We start from the raw sequence: 17,055 nt of genomic DNA on the forward strand, positions 1-17,055 counted from the left end.
TAAAAAATATATTAAAAGATGATACTTACAGAATGGTTTATTTTTTTCCTGATACTACAGGTTATTCATTTTCTGGGAACCTGGAAATTATATAGTAAAGCAGGTAGAAAAGCATGGGAGGCTCTTATCCCTGTCTATAATGCTGTAATTTTAATGAAAATTATAAATCGTCCATGGTGGTGGGTGATACTATTATTTATCCCTGTAATAAATGTCATTATGCTACCTGTTATTTGGGTAGAAACGATACGAAGTTTTGGGAAAAATTCTACCACCGATACCATTCTGGTTATCGTTACTCTTGGATTCTATATCTTTTATGTTAACTACATGCTCGATGTAACTTATATTGAAGATCGAGATCTAAAACCAAGAACCGCAACAGGAGAATGGGTAAGTTCAATTCTATTTGCAATCGTTGCTGCAACTATAGTACACACTTATTTTATGCAGCCCTACACCATTCCTACCGGTTCCTTAGAAAGAACATTACTGGTTGGGGATTTCTTATTTGTTAGTAAGTTTCATTATGGTGCTCGTACTCCTATGACAGCAGTATCTTTTCCTATGGTTCATGATACAATCCCACTGGTACGAACCAAATCGTATTCTAATAAGCCACAATATCCATATTTTAGATTACCTGGTTTTCAAAAAATCAAGCGTAATGATATTGTAGTGTTTAGCTGGCCAATAGATACTGTAAATGCTTTTCAGCAATATAGCGATGGGAAATATCATTATAAACCTATAGATAAAAAATCTAATTATGTAAAACGTTGTGTAGGTATTCCTGGTGATTCTCTGGCAGTAGTAGATGGTTTTGTCTATATTAATGGAAAACAAACCAAATTACCAGAACGTGCTCAAGTACAGTTTTCATATTCTGGAACAACTAAAGGTAGTAGTTTCAATCTTCAAAATCTATACAACCGTTATAAAATAAAACAAAATGAGTTTGGGTATAACAATTCACAATTTAGTGCCCATGGTATGACCGAGGAGGCTGCTTCTCGATTTAAAAATCATCAAAACATAGCTAGTATACAGAGAAATGTGACTCCAAAAGGTTTAAAAGATCCTAAAATCTTTCCTAATAATGGTAAAGTAAATTGGAATTCGGATAATTTTGGTGCAATTTATATTCCCGAAGCTGGTAAAACAGTGAAAATGGATCTCAAAAGTTTCTCCCTTTACAGAAGAATCATAGAGGTCTATGAAGGTTCTGAAATGGGAATTGACAATAAATTATCTGTAAACGGCACGCAAGTACTCCTTAATGGCAAATCTATAGATCGCTATACTTTTAAACAAGATTATTACTGGATGATGGGTGATAATCGTCATAACAGTGAAGATAGTCGTGTATGGGGTTACGTTCCTGCCAATCATATTGTAGGGAAACCTGTTTTTGTATGGTTTAGTTGGGATTCTAATGCTAAAGGACTTTTTAACAAAATACGATGGGAACGCATGTTCACTACCGTTGGAGGAAATGGAAAGCCTGTGTCCTATTTTAAATATTTCTTGATTGTTTTAGCTGGCTGGATTATCTATAATCAATATCGTAAAAGGAAAAAAGGAGCTTAATACCCAGTACCATAAAATTGAAAACATCCCTACTCCATCCTATGTATTTTGGATCTATACTGCAGTATGTAGCTGTAGCCAAATCTGATGTTGTTGTTTTTGAAAATGAAGATAATTATCAAAAACAAACCTATCGTAACCGTACTTATGTCTATGGAGCAAATGGCAAACTTTTATTGTCCATTCCCATTAAGCATAATCAAAAGCAAGAAAGACAATTATACAGGGATGTTCGTATCGAGAATGATTTTCAATGGCAAGCATTACATTGGAAATCCCTTGAAACCGCCTACAGAACTTCGCCGTTTTTTGAATATTATGAACATGAATTTGTTTACTTATTTGAAAAACCCAAAGAATTTCTTCTGGATTTCAATTATGAATGTATGCAAGTCGTACTAGACTGTCTTCAATTAGATACTTCTTTTTCTAAAACTATTACATATGACAAGGATCCCAAAGAAGTTACTGATTTGCGAAATCTGGTAAATGCAAAAAAAACAAAGTCATATGACCTTCAACCTTATATTCAAGTTTTTGAAGACAAATACGGCTTTATACCTAATCTCTCTATTTTAGATTTGATATTTAATGAGGGTACCAATGCATTAACGTATCTCGAGAATCAATCTATTTTTCTATGATTCGACCGATCTTACACTATGGATTTCATTTCATAGTTCCATTATTGATCGCAATACTCTTCTTTCCCAAACAATGGAAGAAGGTCTATTTTCTGTTTATAGCAGCTATGGTAATTGATATCGATCATATTTTGGCCGATCAAATTTTTGACCCTAATCGGTGTAGTATTGGATTCCATCCTTTACATAGTTATTATGCTATTACAGCATATGGGATTATGTTATTTTTTCCTAAAACGAGAATTATCGGATTAGCTCTACTATGGCATATTCTTACAGATCAGCTTGATTGCTGGATGATGTAAAAAATAGCTTATACAATCCATTTTAGAAAATATTGATTACATTTAGTATAGAACTGGTTCTAACAAACTGCTTTTAATCTATTTTTTTCTATGAACAAACTTCTACTTTTTATCGTAATTATTAGCTTATTTTCTTGTGGAAAACAAACAAAAGATTCCAATGACAATACTGAGCAACAAGTAACAAAAGAGGATTCTACCCCAATAGTAGAGCTTAAAAGGCTTGATTCTATTTCATTCGATCCAAAAATGGCCCGTAGGCTTTCTAATAAAGAAATCGCATCAACTTTTACTAAAAGAACAAAAAGGCGGTTCGATATTGTATCCCCTATTTATCAAGCATATTCGTATAAAGACGAGTTGGGGGAATATTACCTGTTATTATCAGAACGTTTTAAAGGAATAGATGAAAAAAATGACACCTTGTATGATCAGATAAAAGCAACTAATTTATCTTATAGAAACAAGCAGTTCAAAAAAAAATCTTCTATTAAAGATGATATAGATAAAGATTGGGAAACATCGATTGGATTTTGGAATAAATACTCAAGTTTATCTGATTTAGATAATGATGGTCTGGCTGATCTTGTATTGGTTTATGGTACTATGGGACAAGATGGATATACAGATGGTAGAGTGAAGATTATTATCTACCATAACAAAAGGAGAGTAACTATTAGACATCAGAACAGCAATTATGATGGAAGGTTAACCAAAATCAGTAAAAAATTCTACACATTACCTCTACAAATACAACAGTCTGTAAAAGAAAGGATGAAGCTAATGATGAAAAACAAACATGCAGTTTTCTTTGAGGATTGGGAAGCAAAAATGGAAATAAATGCTATCAGTATAGATGGATTGTAATACGATAATGAATCATTAAGAAAATGGTATTGCGCCTTTAAAAACTAAAACTTTATTTTTGATAGTATTGGAAAATGGTCTGAAAGCTCAAGGTCAAAGCTTTTAAACCCTTGTACTTCAAATTCTTCGGGGACTAAAATAAAATCAATTCTGGCCGGAAACAATTCGAACTTAAAGGTTTTACCAAATCCTTTTCCTGCTTTCTTAAAAGTATCCTGAAGGTTTTCTGATCTAATTTTATCGTACACATATGAATATGCCGTATTATTAAAATCACCCATCACAATGTTTCTATACGGCGAAGATTTCATATGCTCTATAAGCTGCTCTGTCTGAGTTTGTTGTTTTTTAAAAGATACTCCGATACGCTTTAATAACTTTTGAGAATCTGCCTTAGCCAAATCATCTGTTTTAGAACTAATTCTATGGGATTGCAAATGAATATTATACACTCTAATAGTATCCTTAGGAAATATTACATCTGCAAAAATCACATTGTTAGCCGTATTCTCAAAACTTAAAGAGCCTTTATTTATAAACGGATATTTCGAAAAGATAACCAATGCCAATTCTCTACTGTTGTGATTAAAATACTCATACTTATTTGAATATTGGCTAAAATCGATATCCGGATTATTATAATATTCCTGAGCACAAAAGATGTCTGGGTTTTGATCTTTCACCAGTTTTGAAATATCCTTAGGGATAGTTTTTGAGGTTATCCAGAAAAAACGATTAAAACTATGTACGTTATAACTCATCAATGAAATACCATCCTCGACCTCATCGGCTGATTTTCCTCTTAGCTTATACAATGAAGATACATGAGAAATTCCAAGAATTAGTACAACCAGAGAAAGTATTCCCTTTTTATTGAGTTGTACTGCCCAAAATAGCAGAAACAACACATTAATCACAATTAGGATTGGTACTGCCAAACTTAACACAGACAATAACGGAAACATTTTTGGAGAAACATAAGGTAGTAAATAGGACAGTAACAAGGCAGAAGCTGCCATCGCGTTCATCAAAAAGACGATCTTACTAATTACTTTCCTCATAACTACTCCTTCCCTGCTTTAAACAAAAAATCTTTCTCTTCTTTGGTTAAGCTATCATAGCCACTTTTGCTAATTTTATCCAAAATAGCATCAATTTGTTTCTGATTAGGAGTTTTAACTGAAGAAGTTGCTGTTTTTTTAGGAGCTCTTTTATGAGTTTTTGATCTATGAACTGTCTTTAACGGACTTTTCTTTTTTGAGGTAAACATGGCACTTAGTCCATCCATAAGTTTTTCGAACCAGGAACCGATGTCATTTCCTTTTTTAAGCTGAATCGCATATATATAACCAAAAAGTGCACCGCCCAAATGAGCAATCAATCCACCAGCATTACCAGATGTAGGAATTTGAATAAGATCAGAAAGCACTACAAACACTCCTATCTGCCATAATTTGATGTTAAACATAAAGATTCGCACTTCAGAATTTGGTGTATATGCAGCAATAAAAATCATAATGGCACGAACTGCAGCCGATGCTCCAATTAAATATGCTAATGTGTTATTTAAAACCGGAAATACATTATAAGCCAGTACAAATAATAATCCTCCGCAGATAGCACCTAATAAGTAAATTGTGAGAAATCTTTTTTCGGTAAATAAGTTTAAAACATATTGTCCGAACCAGTATAGCACTAGCATATTCCAGAAAATATGCCAAAAATCAAAATGCAAAAAACTATACGTGAGAATACTCCAGGGTTGTACGATCAACGATCCAGGATCAACAGGTAAAACAAACCACTCCATCAAAGCACCAGAGTTTGTTTTAAAAATCCAGGATCCTAGTGTAGCGAATAAAAATAAAGCTACATTAATAACAATAAGCTTAATGATTACATTAGCTGTTTTAAACTGATATGATAGATTATTTGCTGTCATCGATTAATACCACCGTTTATCATTGAACGAATTCTTTTTCCAATACCACATAGTAATAAATCCAATTACAGCACCACCAATATGTGCCCAATGAGCGACATTAGAAGGACCTAAAATTGCTTGCCCCGTTATTCCTCCATAAAGGTCTAATAAAAAATAACCACCTATCAAATATTTTGCCTTAATAGGAATCGGAATAAAAATTATATATAATGGTAAATTAGGGTATAATACCGCAAATGCTGCTAATATTCCAAAAATAGCACCCGAAGCCCCTACCATTGGCGTTACATAAGCCCCTATCATTCTCTCAGTAACTTCTTGAGGTATATTAGGATATACTTTATATTGACCAGAGGCAACAGTATCTTGTATGAATTTACCAATTTCTGCAGGAGAAAAACCTGCATCCAAATATGCCTGATATCCTGGGGTAAACTGAAAATATGAAAATAGAATTTGAAAACCTACTGCACCAAGCCCTGAAAAAAAGTAAATAAAAAGAAACTTTTTCTGACCGATAGAACTTTCCAAATGGCTTCCAAACATATATAAGGCAAACATATTAAAAAAGATATGCCCTGCATCTGCATGCATAAACATATGGGAAACAATTTGCCATATCTGGAAATTATCATTTTTAGGAAACCAGAGTGCAAATAAATTAAATGCGTTGTTTCCTAAAGTTAACGACCCTACGAAAAAAATGGCATTAATAATTAATAACCCCTTTACTGTATCTGTAATTCTCCCCATTTATGTATTAAAATTTCTTATCGATTTCATCTACTGTTAACGTAATGAAAGTCGGCTTATTATTTGGTGTTATAGTAGGCTCGGTACATGCAAACAGGCTATTTACCATATACTGTTGTTGTTCTGAAGCCAATTCTACTCCTGCTCGCACTGCAATACTTTTTGAAATGGATCTGGCTAGCAAATCTGTCTGAGAAAAACCACTATCTGGCACCTCACTTTCGAGATCATTAATCAACTGTTCTAAAAGTTGAGCTACTTCTTTTTCTGAAGTAACCGATGGTATTCCCATGATTTCAACCTCTCCGGGGGATAACTCTCCAAAAACAAACCCTGTATTTTCGAGCTGTTCTTTTACAGTAGTAAGAAGTTCAATCTCTTTTTTGGTAAAAGAAAGTACCAGTGGAAACAATAATTGTTGACTTACAGCACTTGCCATGGTAATATTACGCAATAACTCTTCGTATAATATTCTTTGATGTGCTCGGTTTTGATTAACAATCACCATCCCACTTTTTATGGTAGTAACAATATATTTTTTTCTAAGTTGATACGTTGTATGATGTCCAACTTTTTTTTCATCGGTCTCAAACAATGATCCTGTAACTTCTGCACTTTCGAATTCTACTGAAGAAAAATCATTTTCAGTAGGCTTGAAGGTTGTCATTTCAGATTCTAACCCTACATACAGATTCTCCCAGTCTCCGGCAGATTCTTTTTTAAACGATGTATGGCTTTTGCCCGAAAACGAGCCACCACCAGATACTTTTTCATCTTTAAACGGATTAAAATTACGATCTACCTCTATTGTAGGTGTTTGAGCAGTCTTACTCTTATACTCATAAGGTGTATCCATCGAAGCATCTCTATTAAAATCTAATACAGGTGCCACATTAAATTGCCCAAGGCTATGTTTTATCGAAGCTCTTAACATGGCATACAACGCATGTTCATCTTCAAATTTAATTTCGGTCTTAGTAGGGTGAATATTAATATCTATTGATTTGGGGTCCACAGTAAGATATACAAAATAGCTTGGATGTGCTTTATCTTTTAGCAAACCTTCAAATGCAGCATTAACGGCATGATTCAAATAAGGACTCTTAATAAACCTATTATTAACAAAGAAAAACTGCTCGCCACGTGTACGCTTAGCATATTCTGGTTTTCCTATAAACCCACTTATAGTAACTAAGTCTGTTTCTTCTTCAACGGGAACAAGTTTTTCATTGGTTTTCCCTCCAAAAATATTTACAATACGTTGGCGACAATTTGTAATAGGTAGATTAAAAACTTCACTACCATTATGGTACATATCAAATTTAATAGAATGATGTGCCATAGTCACCCGATGAAATTCATCGATAATATGGCGTAATTCTACTGCATTTGATTTTAAAAAATTTCGCCTTGCAGGAATATTATAAAATAGATTTTTGACACTTATAGAGGTTCCTTTTGGTGTTACGCATACTTCTTGAGAAATCACTTCACTACCTTCTATATTAATCTCTGTACCTACCTCATCTTCTTCTTGCTTAGTTTTTAACTCTACATGGGCAATCGCAGCAATAGAGGCCAAAGCTTCTCCTCTGAAACCTTTGGTATCTAATTGAAAAATATCTTCTGCTGCTTTTATTTTTGAAGTAGCATGCCTTTCAAAACTCAGTCTGGCATCGGTAACGCTCATTCCTGATCCATTATCAATAACCTGAATAAGAGTTTTACCAGCTTCTTTTATGATTAATTTTATATGCGTAGCCTTAGCATCAATTGCGTTCTCTAATAGCTCTTTCACTACTGAAGCTGGTCGTTGAACCACCTCTCCGGCAGCAATTTGATTAGCTACGTGATCTGGTAATAGTTGAATGATATCAGACATCTATCGTCGTGCAGTAAATATGGATAAATCAAAATCAATTATATACAAAAAGATGAAGATCAGGATTATTGCAATATAAATAACCTTTCTATTAATTTCACGATTACCTCGATTACGACTCGATGTACGGGCTTCTGCCCAGTGTGAACCAAAATCTATATCATTTGTAGCATCCCTGTATTTGGTAATTTTATTCTCAAAATTATAGATATTACCTCCACTTTTACCTTCATAGTATCTAGGGGTGTAATTGAATCTTCGGTTTTTCCTTCTTTTTGGGATACTTAACTTCACAATCTGCTTCTATCTTTTTGATTATCCAAATATACTTAAAAAGCATTGTAATGTAAAGTTTTTAGCATTACAATAACATCAAAATATAAATAGCAAAGATTATACCGCTTAGATTTTAGCTAGAGAATTCTCATTTATAAAAGGTTGCGTCTTTACGCAACTGTGCCATTTTGATAGCTGCAATTGCCGCTTCAGTTCCTTTATTACCATGCTTTCCGCCAGAACGATCAATAGATTGCTGTAGTGTATTATCTGTAAGCACACAAAAGATTACAGGGATATCACTAGCTATATTTAAGTCCTTGATTCCTTGTGTAACACCTTCGCAAACAAAGTCAAAATGCTTGGTTTCTCCTTGTATAACAGATCCTACAGCAATAACAGCATCAAGCATATCAAAAGATTCTTGCATTTTCTTACAGCCGTATATCAATTCGAAACTTCCGGGTACATTCCAGCGTACTATGTTTTCTTTTACTGCTCCACAATCTATAAATGCATCAAATGCACCTTGAAATAGCCCTTGGGTAATTTCTTCATTCCATTCTGAAACAACAATCCCAAACCGAAAGTTTTTCGCATTTGGGATAGTAGTTTTATCGTATTGTGATAAATTTTTATTTTCTGTAGCCATATTGGTTTCGCGTCTTGGGTTTTAGGTTTCAGCAAAAAACTAAAAATTAGAACCACAAAACTATTACTTCATTGCTTGTGCTTTACCTAGATGTACATCTGCTTGATTAGCTTCTACACTCTTAGGAAACTCTTCTTTAATTCTTTCTAAATACGGAATTGCAACTTCTGGTTTATCAAGAGATATTGCAGTAATTGCTGCTTTTAATAAAAACTTCGGAGTAGTAAAGTCATTTACTTTTGCTTTAGCCGCTTTTTCATAATACCCTAATGCTTCTTCTGTTTGATCAAGCTGAGAAAATGCATCCCCAATACCACCTAAAGCTAAAGGACCTAATATATCGTCATCACTCTTAAAACTATCAAGGTAATTGATTGCTTCCTGGTATTTATTCATATTTAGGTAAGAAAATCCAGCATAATAGTTTGATAGGTTAGCAGCGTCGGTACTACCATAATTCTCTATAATTCCTAAAAAACCATACTTCCCTTCTCCTCCGTTAAGAGCTAAAGTATATAACGAATCACTAAGTTTAGAGTTACCATTAACAGCATTATCAAAATACTGTTGTGCAGTAAACATCTCATTAGCTGCTTCTTCCTCTTTTGGTTCCTGGATAAATTTCTGAAATCCAAGATATCCTAATATCACAACGGCTATCATTCCGACAGCACTTAGTATATATTTTTGGTTAGCTGCAACCCATTCTTCAGTTTTAGAAGCCCCTTCATCTAAGGTATTAAATACCTCAGCAGTTGTTGAATTGTCTTCTATTTGCTCAACTTCTTCAGCTTTGTTTTTTGGTTTGTGTCCACGTTTCTTGTAAGTTGCCATAAATTTTCTTTAATGAACGGCAAAAATAAAATATTTATTCACAATTAAAAGCACAACTATTTATTATTTTTCAATAATTTGCGTCGGTTAACTAAGAATTCTATTAAAGTCGGGACTCCTTGATGATCACTATTTTATGATTTTAAATTCTCTTTCTTTACTTAATTATAAAAATTTCGAGTCCATCAATTTTGAATTTGACGATAAGATAAACTGTCTTGTTGGAAATAATGGGGTCGGAAAAACAAATATTCTGGATGCTATTTATCATTTGTCATTTGGTAAAAGCTATTTCAATCCAATTACCAGTCAAAACATTAAGCATAATGCCGATTTTTTTGTCATTGACGGTCTTTACACAAAGGAAGGTCGTGATGAAAAAGTTATTGTAAGTGCAAAAAGAGGGCAGAAAAAAGTAATCAAACGCAACGCAAAAATATATGATACTTTTAGTGAGCATATTGGTTTTTTACCTTTGGTAATTATTTCTCCTGCAGACAGAGATCTAATTACAGAAGGTAGTGATACTCGTCGCAAATTTATAGATGGTGTGATCTCCCAAAGTGATCAATCTTATCTAAAAACATTATTAAAATATTCTAAAATTGTATCACAGCGTAACTCTCTATTAAAGTACTTTACTGCCAATAATACTTTTGATCCTACCACATTAGAGGTATACAACCAGCAAATGCATGAGTACGGTAGTATTATCTATGAAAAAAGAGCAGCATTTTTAGAGGTTTTTATTCCTATTTTCGAAAACAGGTATCAAGCAATTAGCTCTGGAAAAGAAAGTGTTACTCTTTCTTATCAAAGTAAGCTATCCGAAACTAATTTACTAACTCTTTTAGAGCAGAGTCTTTCTAGAGACAGAATGCTACAATATACCAGTGTGGGAGTTCATAAAGATGATTTAGCTTTTGAGATTGAAGGCTATCCTATTAAAAAATTCGGAAGCCAGGGACAACAAAAATCGTTTCTTATTGCTTTAAAACTAGCTCAATTTGATTTTATTAAAAAACAAAGTAAAGTAAACCCTATACTCTTACTTGATGATATTTTTGACAAACTTGATGAAAAACGTGTAGAGCATATCATAAAATTGGTAGATGATCAAAATTTTGGACAATTATTCATTAGTGATACTCATGCAGATCGAACAGAAAGTGTGGTAAAAAAGATATCGCAATCATACAAAATTATTAAGTTGAAAAATAACGAATTAGAGAAATAGAGATCATTAAAAATTTCTTCTGATTAATAAAAAACACTCAAATAAAATATGCGACGAGTTTTACTTTATATAGCACTTCTATATGTCACTTCTTGTACAACCACCAACCCAAAAGAGTATATTCAATACTTGGATGGATATTGGGAAATCAAAAAGGTAGTATTACCTGATGGAAACAAAAAAGAATATGTGTTCAATCAAGATATTGACTTTTTTGAAGTTAAAGACTCAATAGGAATACGCAAAAAAGTACGACCTCAACTGGATGGAAATTTTATAATTACCAATAATCAGGAAATATTCACTATAGCTATTGAAAACGATAGTGTAAGATTATATTATAAAAACTCGTTAGCGGCATGGAAAGAAACCATTATTTCTGCAAAAGAAAACGAGATAGTTTTCAAGAATGAAACAGGAAATGTTTACTTTTATCAACGATATCAAAAGCTAAAATTATAATGGCAAAACGTCATCAAGAACATCAGAGTATGGAAGAGGCTTTAAAAAGCTTTGTTTCTGACAATAATCTACAAAAAGGACTAGACAAGGTTGCTGTACGTGATGTTTGGGAAAAAATAATGGGACCTGCAATAACAAAATATACGCGGAATATTAAACTTGAAAGAGAAACTGTGTATGTTGAACTTACATCATCTGTATTAAGAGAAGAACTTAGTTATGGCAGGCAAAAAATAATAGATAACCTCAATGAAGAACTAGGCAAAGTATTAGTCAAAAAATTAGTTCTGAGGTAACTCCTTTTTTTCATGTAAAATTTCAGTTTTACCATGTGATACTGGTTTTCCATTGATATCAAGATTAACTACTGTTATATTCTCTACCTTAATAATTGTCTTATGCGTTAATTTATTTCTCACTTCACATTTAAGAATCAAAGAGGTATTTCCGAATTTCACAACGCCCATTCCTATTTCAATAATATCACCTTGTACTGCAGAGCTCACAAAATTGATTTCAGACATGAATTTTGTCACTACTCTTCTGTTTTGTAATTGTATAATTGCATACAACGCCGCTTCTTCATCTATCCATTCTAACAACCTACCTCCAAATAAGGTTTCATTAGAATTTAAATCGCCTGGTTTTATAATTTTTCTGGTGTGATACTTCATGATTTCATTTTGTTTACCACAAAATTATCAAAAATATCGTGTTCTATGCTCGATAAAAGAAAAGGATTTTACAGTTAAGATGTATTACTATTTAACGCTTTGTCATTAACAATGTACAGAGTGGTTAGGGAACTATTATCTCGTCACAAAACTGTATGCCATCAGAGCAATTTGGAGTCATTACTTTTGCACACACATTATTTGTGCCTTGATCCAAATCAAACTCTACTACTCCAACGCTTAACAATGAATTTTCAATAAAAACTTCATTCACATACCAGCCTATAGTAACATCATTACTCACTCCTGTAACAGAGGGGTTAAATTTATATGTATTTGTGCCTGTAATTCGTTCATTAGTAAATGTAATATCTGGGCAAATAGGTTCTACCACAATTTCTTTACAAGCAATCGTTCCGCTAAGGCAGTTAGTGGTAATCACTTTTATACAAGTTTCATATGTTCCCGGAGTAAATTGTCTTGTAAATGGGTTTCCATCAACAACCTGATCAGCAATTATCTCCCCATTGATTTTAAAAAATAGTTGATATCCTTCGATAACCTCAATATCCGGAATGAATCTATACTCATTATCTTGTAAAGGTTCGATTTCAAATCGTATTGCAGGACAGCCAACACAATTATTTATGATTTCATAAAACTCATAATATGTCGATATTTGGGTCGGCTTAAGGTCTGGAGTAACTAGTATTGATATTGGAAATTTAAAATTCGGCTGATAAATAGCTCCCTGATCCGTAAGAAAACGACTAAAATTTTCCTCACTATCAATATTAACTTCTTTATTTTCTTTATCACTTAGCGAAATAGGATATTCAAACTTAAAACATTGTCTATATAAATGATCAAAAACATCTCTGAATGTTTTTATCTGACATTCTCTAAGTACATTAATCAAAGAATCTTCATTTTCTACAAGAAGTGGACCATCAGCACCTTTAAACATTACCTGAATAGGAAATTGCAACCCGGTTATATTAAAATTTGCACTTTGTCCAGAAATTACACCAAGTAATCCTTGATAATCATCAACTCGTATGGTCGAATCAGTATTATAACCAAATATTAATGGATATTTAAAAGTAAAACACAACTCTTCTTCATTTATTACCGAATTTCTGGTTTTTATATCATTAAGGATAGATACGATTGTTGTAGTTGATGTAATCTTAGCATCTATACTATCAGGAAAAAAAGAGTCATCATTTACACAAGAATATGCAAACATTACCAATGCTAGTATAAAACCTTTACAATATGTACTTAATTTATTCAATATGAAACTATTCTAGATATATTTATAACGTTTCCAAATTCATTTACCCTACCCCATTTCTCTATTTAACATGGATGAATGTATATAAAATAAAATTAGAATCAAAAGGCTATCTAAATAATTAAGAACAACAAAACAACTCGATAAATTTTAATTTACCTGTATTATTATAAAAAAACATTGGGTCTTAAATCACAATATTCGATATTCATCGTTCTAAAAGTTATAGAGTTTAAAACGATCTAAAATTTCTTCACAAATAGATAAAAATATTAATTAGTCGTTTCAAATAATTACCCTTACAAATTTGAGGTTAATCTTTTGTTAAAAAATTACTATCACTATTCTCCTCTAAATATTCTTAATAACCTTGCTTACTAACAAAAATTAACATGCAATAATGAAATTATTAACAAAAAACATGCTAATACTTCTAACGGTATTAGTGACGCAATTTTCTGTTGCGCAAGAAACCCCTATTACAGGTAAGGTCACAGACGATGGCGGCATGCCATTACCTGGTGTAAATATTATAGTAAAGGGAAGCAACAGTGGAGCTCAAACAGATTTTGACGGAATGTATTCGTTACAAGCTTCTGAAGGAAGTACTCTTCTTTTCAGTTATCTTGGTTTTGCAGATCAGGAGGTTATTGTAGGTGCCCAAAAAACTATTAATGTACAATTAGAAGTTACAGCTTCTCAATTAGAAGAAATAGTAGTTACGGCTCTCGGTATTTCTAGAGATAAGAAATCTTTAGGATATTCTACACAAGAAGTTGATGGAGAAGATTTAACCAAAGTGAAAACTGCAAATTTTGTAAACGCACTTTCTGGAAAAGCTTCTGGTATTCAAATTAGAAAAAATAACAATATAGGTGGGTCTACCAATGTTGTTATTAGAGGTAACGCTTCTTTAACAGGAAGTAACCAGGCTTTATTTGTTATTGATGGAGTTCCTATCAATAATACAAATAGTAATTCTGCTGGTCAGGGGCAAGCTCAAGGAGGGTATTATGATTATGGTAATGCTGCATCAGATATTAATCCTGAGGATATAGAATCTATAAACGTTCTAAAAGGTGCTGCTGCATCTGCTCTTTATGGCTCAAGAGCTGCAAATGGTGTCATTATGATTACTACTAAAAAAGGTGGTAAATCCAAAGGTATGGGAATTACAGTTAATTCTGGAATGACATTTGGAACTATAGATAAAAGTACATTTGCAAAATACCAAACACAATATGGTGCTGGGTATAGCCCTGGTTTTTATCAGGAAGATATTTTAGGAGATGGTACAGCAGATGATGAAACAGTTAAATATGATGATGATGCTTCTTATGGATCTGCTTTTGATCCAAATTTATTAATCTACCAATGGGATTCTTTTGATCCTGCATCACCTAACTACAGAACAGCCACTCCATGGGTAAACGCTGAGAATGGTCCTATTTCATTTTTTGAGACTCCGATAACAATTACAAATTCGTTATCATTAGACAAAGGGTATGATCAGGGTTCTTTTAGATTAAATTACACGATGTTTGATCAAACTGGTTTGATGCCAAACAGTTCTATCAAGAAGCATAACTTTTCTATGAGTGGAAGTTTTAAACTTAGCGATAAATTAACTGCAACTGGATATGCTAATTATATCAAAACAGATGGTTTAGGTCGTAACTCTACAGGATATAATGATAATATTGTATCTAATTTTAAACAATGGTGGCAAACCAATGTTGATATAAGGCAACAAGAAGATATCTATTTTGCAACAAGAAGAAACGTAACTTGGAACCCTGCTTCTGCAGATGCCGGTTCTACGCCAATTTATTGGGATAATCCATATTGGAAACGTTATGAGAATTATCAATCTGATTCAAGAAATCGTTTTTTAGGAAACGTTTCTTTAAATTATGTAATAACTGATTGGTTTAATATTACAGGTAGAGTCGCTACAGATACATATTCTGAATTACAGGAAGAAAGAAGAGCTAACGGTAGTGTTCCTACTCGTTTTGGAGTTAGTAGAGGTAATGTAGATTCTGGATATGGAAGAAGGGATATTCGAAATACAGAAACCAACTATGATTTGATGTTCAATTTTGATAAAAACTTAAGTGATGAATTTAATATTAAAGGAATTTTAGGAACTAATATTAGAAGAAATCACTTTCAATCTATTTATGCATCTACCAGTGGTGGGCTAAGTGTTCCTAGATTATATTCATTACAAAACAGTAAAGGACCACTTCCATTACCTGTAGAAAGAGATGAAAAAATTGGAGTTGATGGTGTGTATGCCAGTGTATCTCTTGGATATAAAAACATGTTGTTTTTAGATGGTACCATAAGAAGAGATCATTCTTCAACTTTACCAAAAGGTAATAGTACTTTCTACTACCCATCTATTGCTGGTAGTTTTGTTTTTTCTAGCCTTTTGGAGACAGATATTATTTCATTTGGTAAATTAAGAGCCAATTATGCAGAAGTAGGTAATAGTGCTCCTTTTGATTTTTTATATGATAGTTATAATGTGAATACTCCTATAGGAAGCGCAAGTACTTCTGTAGGAAACGTAAAAAAGAATCCTAATCTAAAACCTGAAAGAACAACAAGTACTGAGATTGGTTTAGAAATGAAACTTTTACAAAATAGATTTGGATTTGATGTTGCATATTACGTAAACAACTCTATTGATCAAATTTTTGGAGTACCTGTTAGTAGAGGAACTGGTTATACTTCTAAAATTCTTAATGCAGGAGAAATTGAAAATAAAGGTATAGAAGTATCTGTATCTGGAACCCCAATAAAAACAGACGATCTGTCCTGGAAGGTAAATGTAAACTGGTCAAAAAATAAAAACAAAGTAGTCTCTTTAGAAGATGGTATAGAAAATCTTCAATTAGGTGACTTTCAAGGAGGTGTTACAATAAACGCTACTGTGGGTCAGCCATATGGTGTTATTTATGGTACAGATTACACTTATATAAATGGGCAAAGAGTTATAGACCCTTCTAATGGACAACATATAAAAACTACTGCATCCAATAATGTAATAGGAGACACTAACCCAGAATGGTTGATGGGTATTTCTAATAAAGTTAATTATAAAAACCTTTCTTTTAGCTTTTTAATTGATATCCAAAAAGGAGGTAGCATATTTGCTTTGGATCAGTATTATGGTCTGGCAACTGGTTTATATGCAGAAACAGCTTTTATCAATGATTTAGGGAACCCTGTAAGAAATACTTTAGCCGATGGCGGAGGTTTTATCAACCCAGGTGTAAATCCTGATGGATCTACAAATACTACGCGAATCAGAGCAGATCGATTTGGTGCTCAAGGATATCGTAGAGGTTTACCTGATGCTGCTTTTGTATATGATGCTAGTTATGTAAAATTACGTGAAGTCTCTTTAACATATACTTTTCCTAAAAAATTAATTGACTACACTTTCTTAAATGATGTATCTATAAGTATAATTGGATCAAACCTTTGGATTATTGACAAAAACACTCCTCATGAAGATCCTGAAGGAGGTTTAAGTTCTGGTAACCTACAAGGGTACTCTACTGGGTCATTACCAACAACCAGAGATTTTGGTTTTAACTTAAAATTACAATTCTAAAAAAATTAA

17 protein-coding genes are annotated in these 17,055 nt (G+C 32.8%); 8 read left to right on the plus strand and 9 right to left on the minus strand.

Annotated elements, in window-relative coordinates; genetic code table 11:
• The first annotated feature begins 18 nt into the window (after window positions 1-18).
• From lepB to DG435_RS07135, 4 genes are all read left to right on the plus strand, one after another.
• On the plus strand, window positions 19-1,590 hold the full coding sequence (lepB, locus tag DG435_RS07120; RefSeq protein ID WP_106792680.1) for a signal peptidase I: 1,572 nt from the start codon (window positions 19-21) through the stop codon (window positions 1,588-1,590).
• Between the two features lie 17 nt (window positions 1,591-1,607).
• On the plus strand, window positions 1,608-2,234 hold the full coding sequence (locus DG435_RS07125; protein WP_106792679.1) for a WbqC family protein: 627 nt from the start codon (window positions 1,608-1,610) through the stop codon (window positions 2,232-2,234).
• Complete coding sequence (locus tag DG435_RS07130) at window positions 2,231-2,539, plus strand: DUF6122 family protein (protein ID WP_106792678.1); 309 nt, start codon at window positions 2,231-2,233, stop codon at window positions 2,537-2,539. The genes DG435_RS07125 and DG435_RS07130 overlap by 4 nt, the downstream gene beginning before the upstream one ends.
• 90 nt (window positions 2,540-2,629) lie before the next feature.
• Window positions 2,630-3,406 carry a M949_RS01915 family surface polysaccharide biosynthesis protein gene (locus tag DG435_RS07135; protein WP_106792677.1) on the plus strand — a complete coding sequence of 259 codons (777 nt, stop codon included), beginning with the start codon at window positions 2,630-2,632 and terminating at the stop codon, window positions 3,404-3,406.
• Window positions 3,407-3,450: 44 nt separating this feature from the next.
• Here the strand turns inward: DG435_RS07135 and DG435_RS07140 are convergent, their stop codons facing one another.
• The 7 genes from DG435_RS07140 to DG435_RS07170 all read right to left on the minus strand — a co-directional run bounded on the left by DG435_RS07140 (window position 3,451) and on the right by DG435_RS07170 (window position 9,748).
• The gene (locus DG435_RS07140) at window positions 3,451-4,467 is read right to left on the minus strand and encodes an endonuclease/exonuclease/phosphatase family protein (protein ID WP_106792676.1); all 1,017 of its coding nucleotides are present in this window, start codon (window positions 4,465-4,467) and stop codon (window positions 3,451-3,453) included.
• Window positions 4,468-4,469: 2 nt separating this feature from the next.
• Window positions 4,470-5,348, minus strand: coding sequence for a rhomboid family intramembrane serine protease (locus tag DG435_RS07145; protein ID WP_106792675.1), 879 nt, complete (start codon window positions 5,346-5,348; stop codon window positions 4,470-4,472).
• 3 nt (window positions 5,349-5,351) lie between these two features.
• The gene (locus DG435_RS07150; protein ID WP_106792674.1) at window positions 5,352-6,104 is read right to left on the minus strand and encodes a rhomboid family intramembrane serine protease; all 753 of its coding nucleotides are present in this window, start codon (window positions 6,102-6,104) and stop codon (window positions 5,352-5,354) included.
• A 7-nt stretch (window positions 6,105-6,111) separates the two neighbouring features.
• Window positions 6,112-7,986, minus strand: coding sequence for a DNA mismatch repair endonuclease MutL (gene mutL, locus DG435_RS07155; protein ID WP_106792673.1), 1,875 nt, complete (start codon window positions 7,984-7,986; stop codon window positions 6,112-6,114).
• Window positions 7,987-8,283 carry a hypothetical protein gene (locus DG435_RS07160; RefSeq protein WP_035090467.1) on the minus strand — a complete coding sequence of 99 codons (297 nt, stop codon included), beginning with the start codon at window positions 8,281-8,283 and terminating at the stop codon, window positions 7,987-7,989. It lies immediately after the preceding gene.
• A gap of 127 nt (window positions 8,284-8,410) precedes the next feature.
• Window positions 8,411-8,914 carry a 6,7-dimethyl-8-ribityllumazine synthase gene (ribH, locus tag DG435_RS07165; RefSeq protein ID WP_024768676.1) on the minus strand — a complete coding sequence of 168 codons (504 nt, stop codon included), beginning with the start codon at window positions 8,912-8,914 and terminating at the stop codon, window positions 8,411-8,413.
• A 63-nt stretch (window positions 8,915-8,977) separates the two neighbouring features.
• A complete protein-coding gene (locus DG435_RS07170) occupies window positions 8,978-9,748 on the minus strand; it encodes a tol-pal system YbgF family protein (RefSeq protein ID WP_024768677.1) in 771 nt (256 codons plus the stop codon).
• 136 nt (window positions 9,749-9,884) lie between these two features.
• Here DG435_RS07170 and DG435_RS07175 point away from each other — a divergent pair, with 136 nt between their 5' ends.
• The 3 genes from DG435_RS07175 to DG435_RS07185 are packed head-to-tail and all read left to right on the plus strand — an operon-like array spanning window position 9,885 to window position 11,743.
• The gene (locus tag DG435_RS07175) at window positions 9,885-10,985 is read left to right on the plus strand and encodes a DNA replication/repair protein RecF (RefSeq protein WP_106792672.1); all 1,101 of its coding nucleotides are present in this window, start codon (window positions 9,885-9,887) and stop codon (window positions 10,983-10,985) included.
• Between the two features lie 48 nt (window positions 10,986-11,033).
• The gene (locus DG435_RS07180; RefSeq protein ID WP_106792671.1) at window positions 11,034-11,447 is read left to right on the plus strand and encodes a hypothetical protein; all 414 of its coding nucleotides are present in this window, start codon (window positions 11,034-11,036) and stop codon (window positions 11,445-11,447) included.
• A complete protein-coding gene (locus DG435_RS07185; RefSeq protein ID WP_106792670.1) occupies window positions 11,447-11,743 on the plus strand; it encodes a DUF721 domain-containing protein in 297 nt (98 codons plus the stop codon). Before DG435_RS07180 ends, DG435_RS07185 begins: the two co-directional genes overlap by 1 nt.
• Here the strand turns inward: DG435_RS07185 and DG435_RS07190 are convergent.
• Window positions 11,729-12,121: an acyl-CoA thioesterase gene (locus DG435_RS07190; protein WP_106792669.1), complete on the minus strand. Its 393-nt coding sequence runs from the start codon at window positions 12,119-12,121 to the stop codon at window positions 11,729-11,731. The two genes, DG435_RS07185 and DG435_RS07190, sit on opposite strands and share 15 nt — an antisense overlap.
• Window positions 12,122-12,245: 124 nt before the next feature.
• Complete coding sequence (locus tag DG435_RS07195; protein ID WP_106792668.1) at window positions 12,246-13,418, minus strand: hypothetical protein; 1,173 nt, start codon at window positions 13,416-13,418, stop codon at window positions 12,246-12,248.
• 400 nt (window positions 13,419-13,818) lie between these two features.
• On the opposite strand from DG435_RS07195, the gene DG435_RS07200 reads away from it, so the two are divergent.
• Entirely contained in the window at window positions 13,819-17,046 is a 3,228-nt protein-coding gene (locus tag DG435_RS07200; RefSeq protein ID WP_106792667.1) for a SusC/RagA family TonB-linked outer membrane protein, read from the plus strand.
• Window positions 17,047-17,055: the final 9 nt, after the last annotated feature.

Origin of the sequence: Aquimarina sp. Aq78, from assembly GCF_900299525.1 — a bacterium.
Lineage (GTDB): Bacteria > Bacteroidota > Bacteroidia > Flavobacteriales > Flavobacteriaceae > Aquimarina.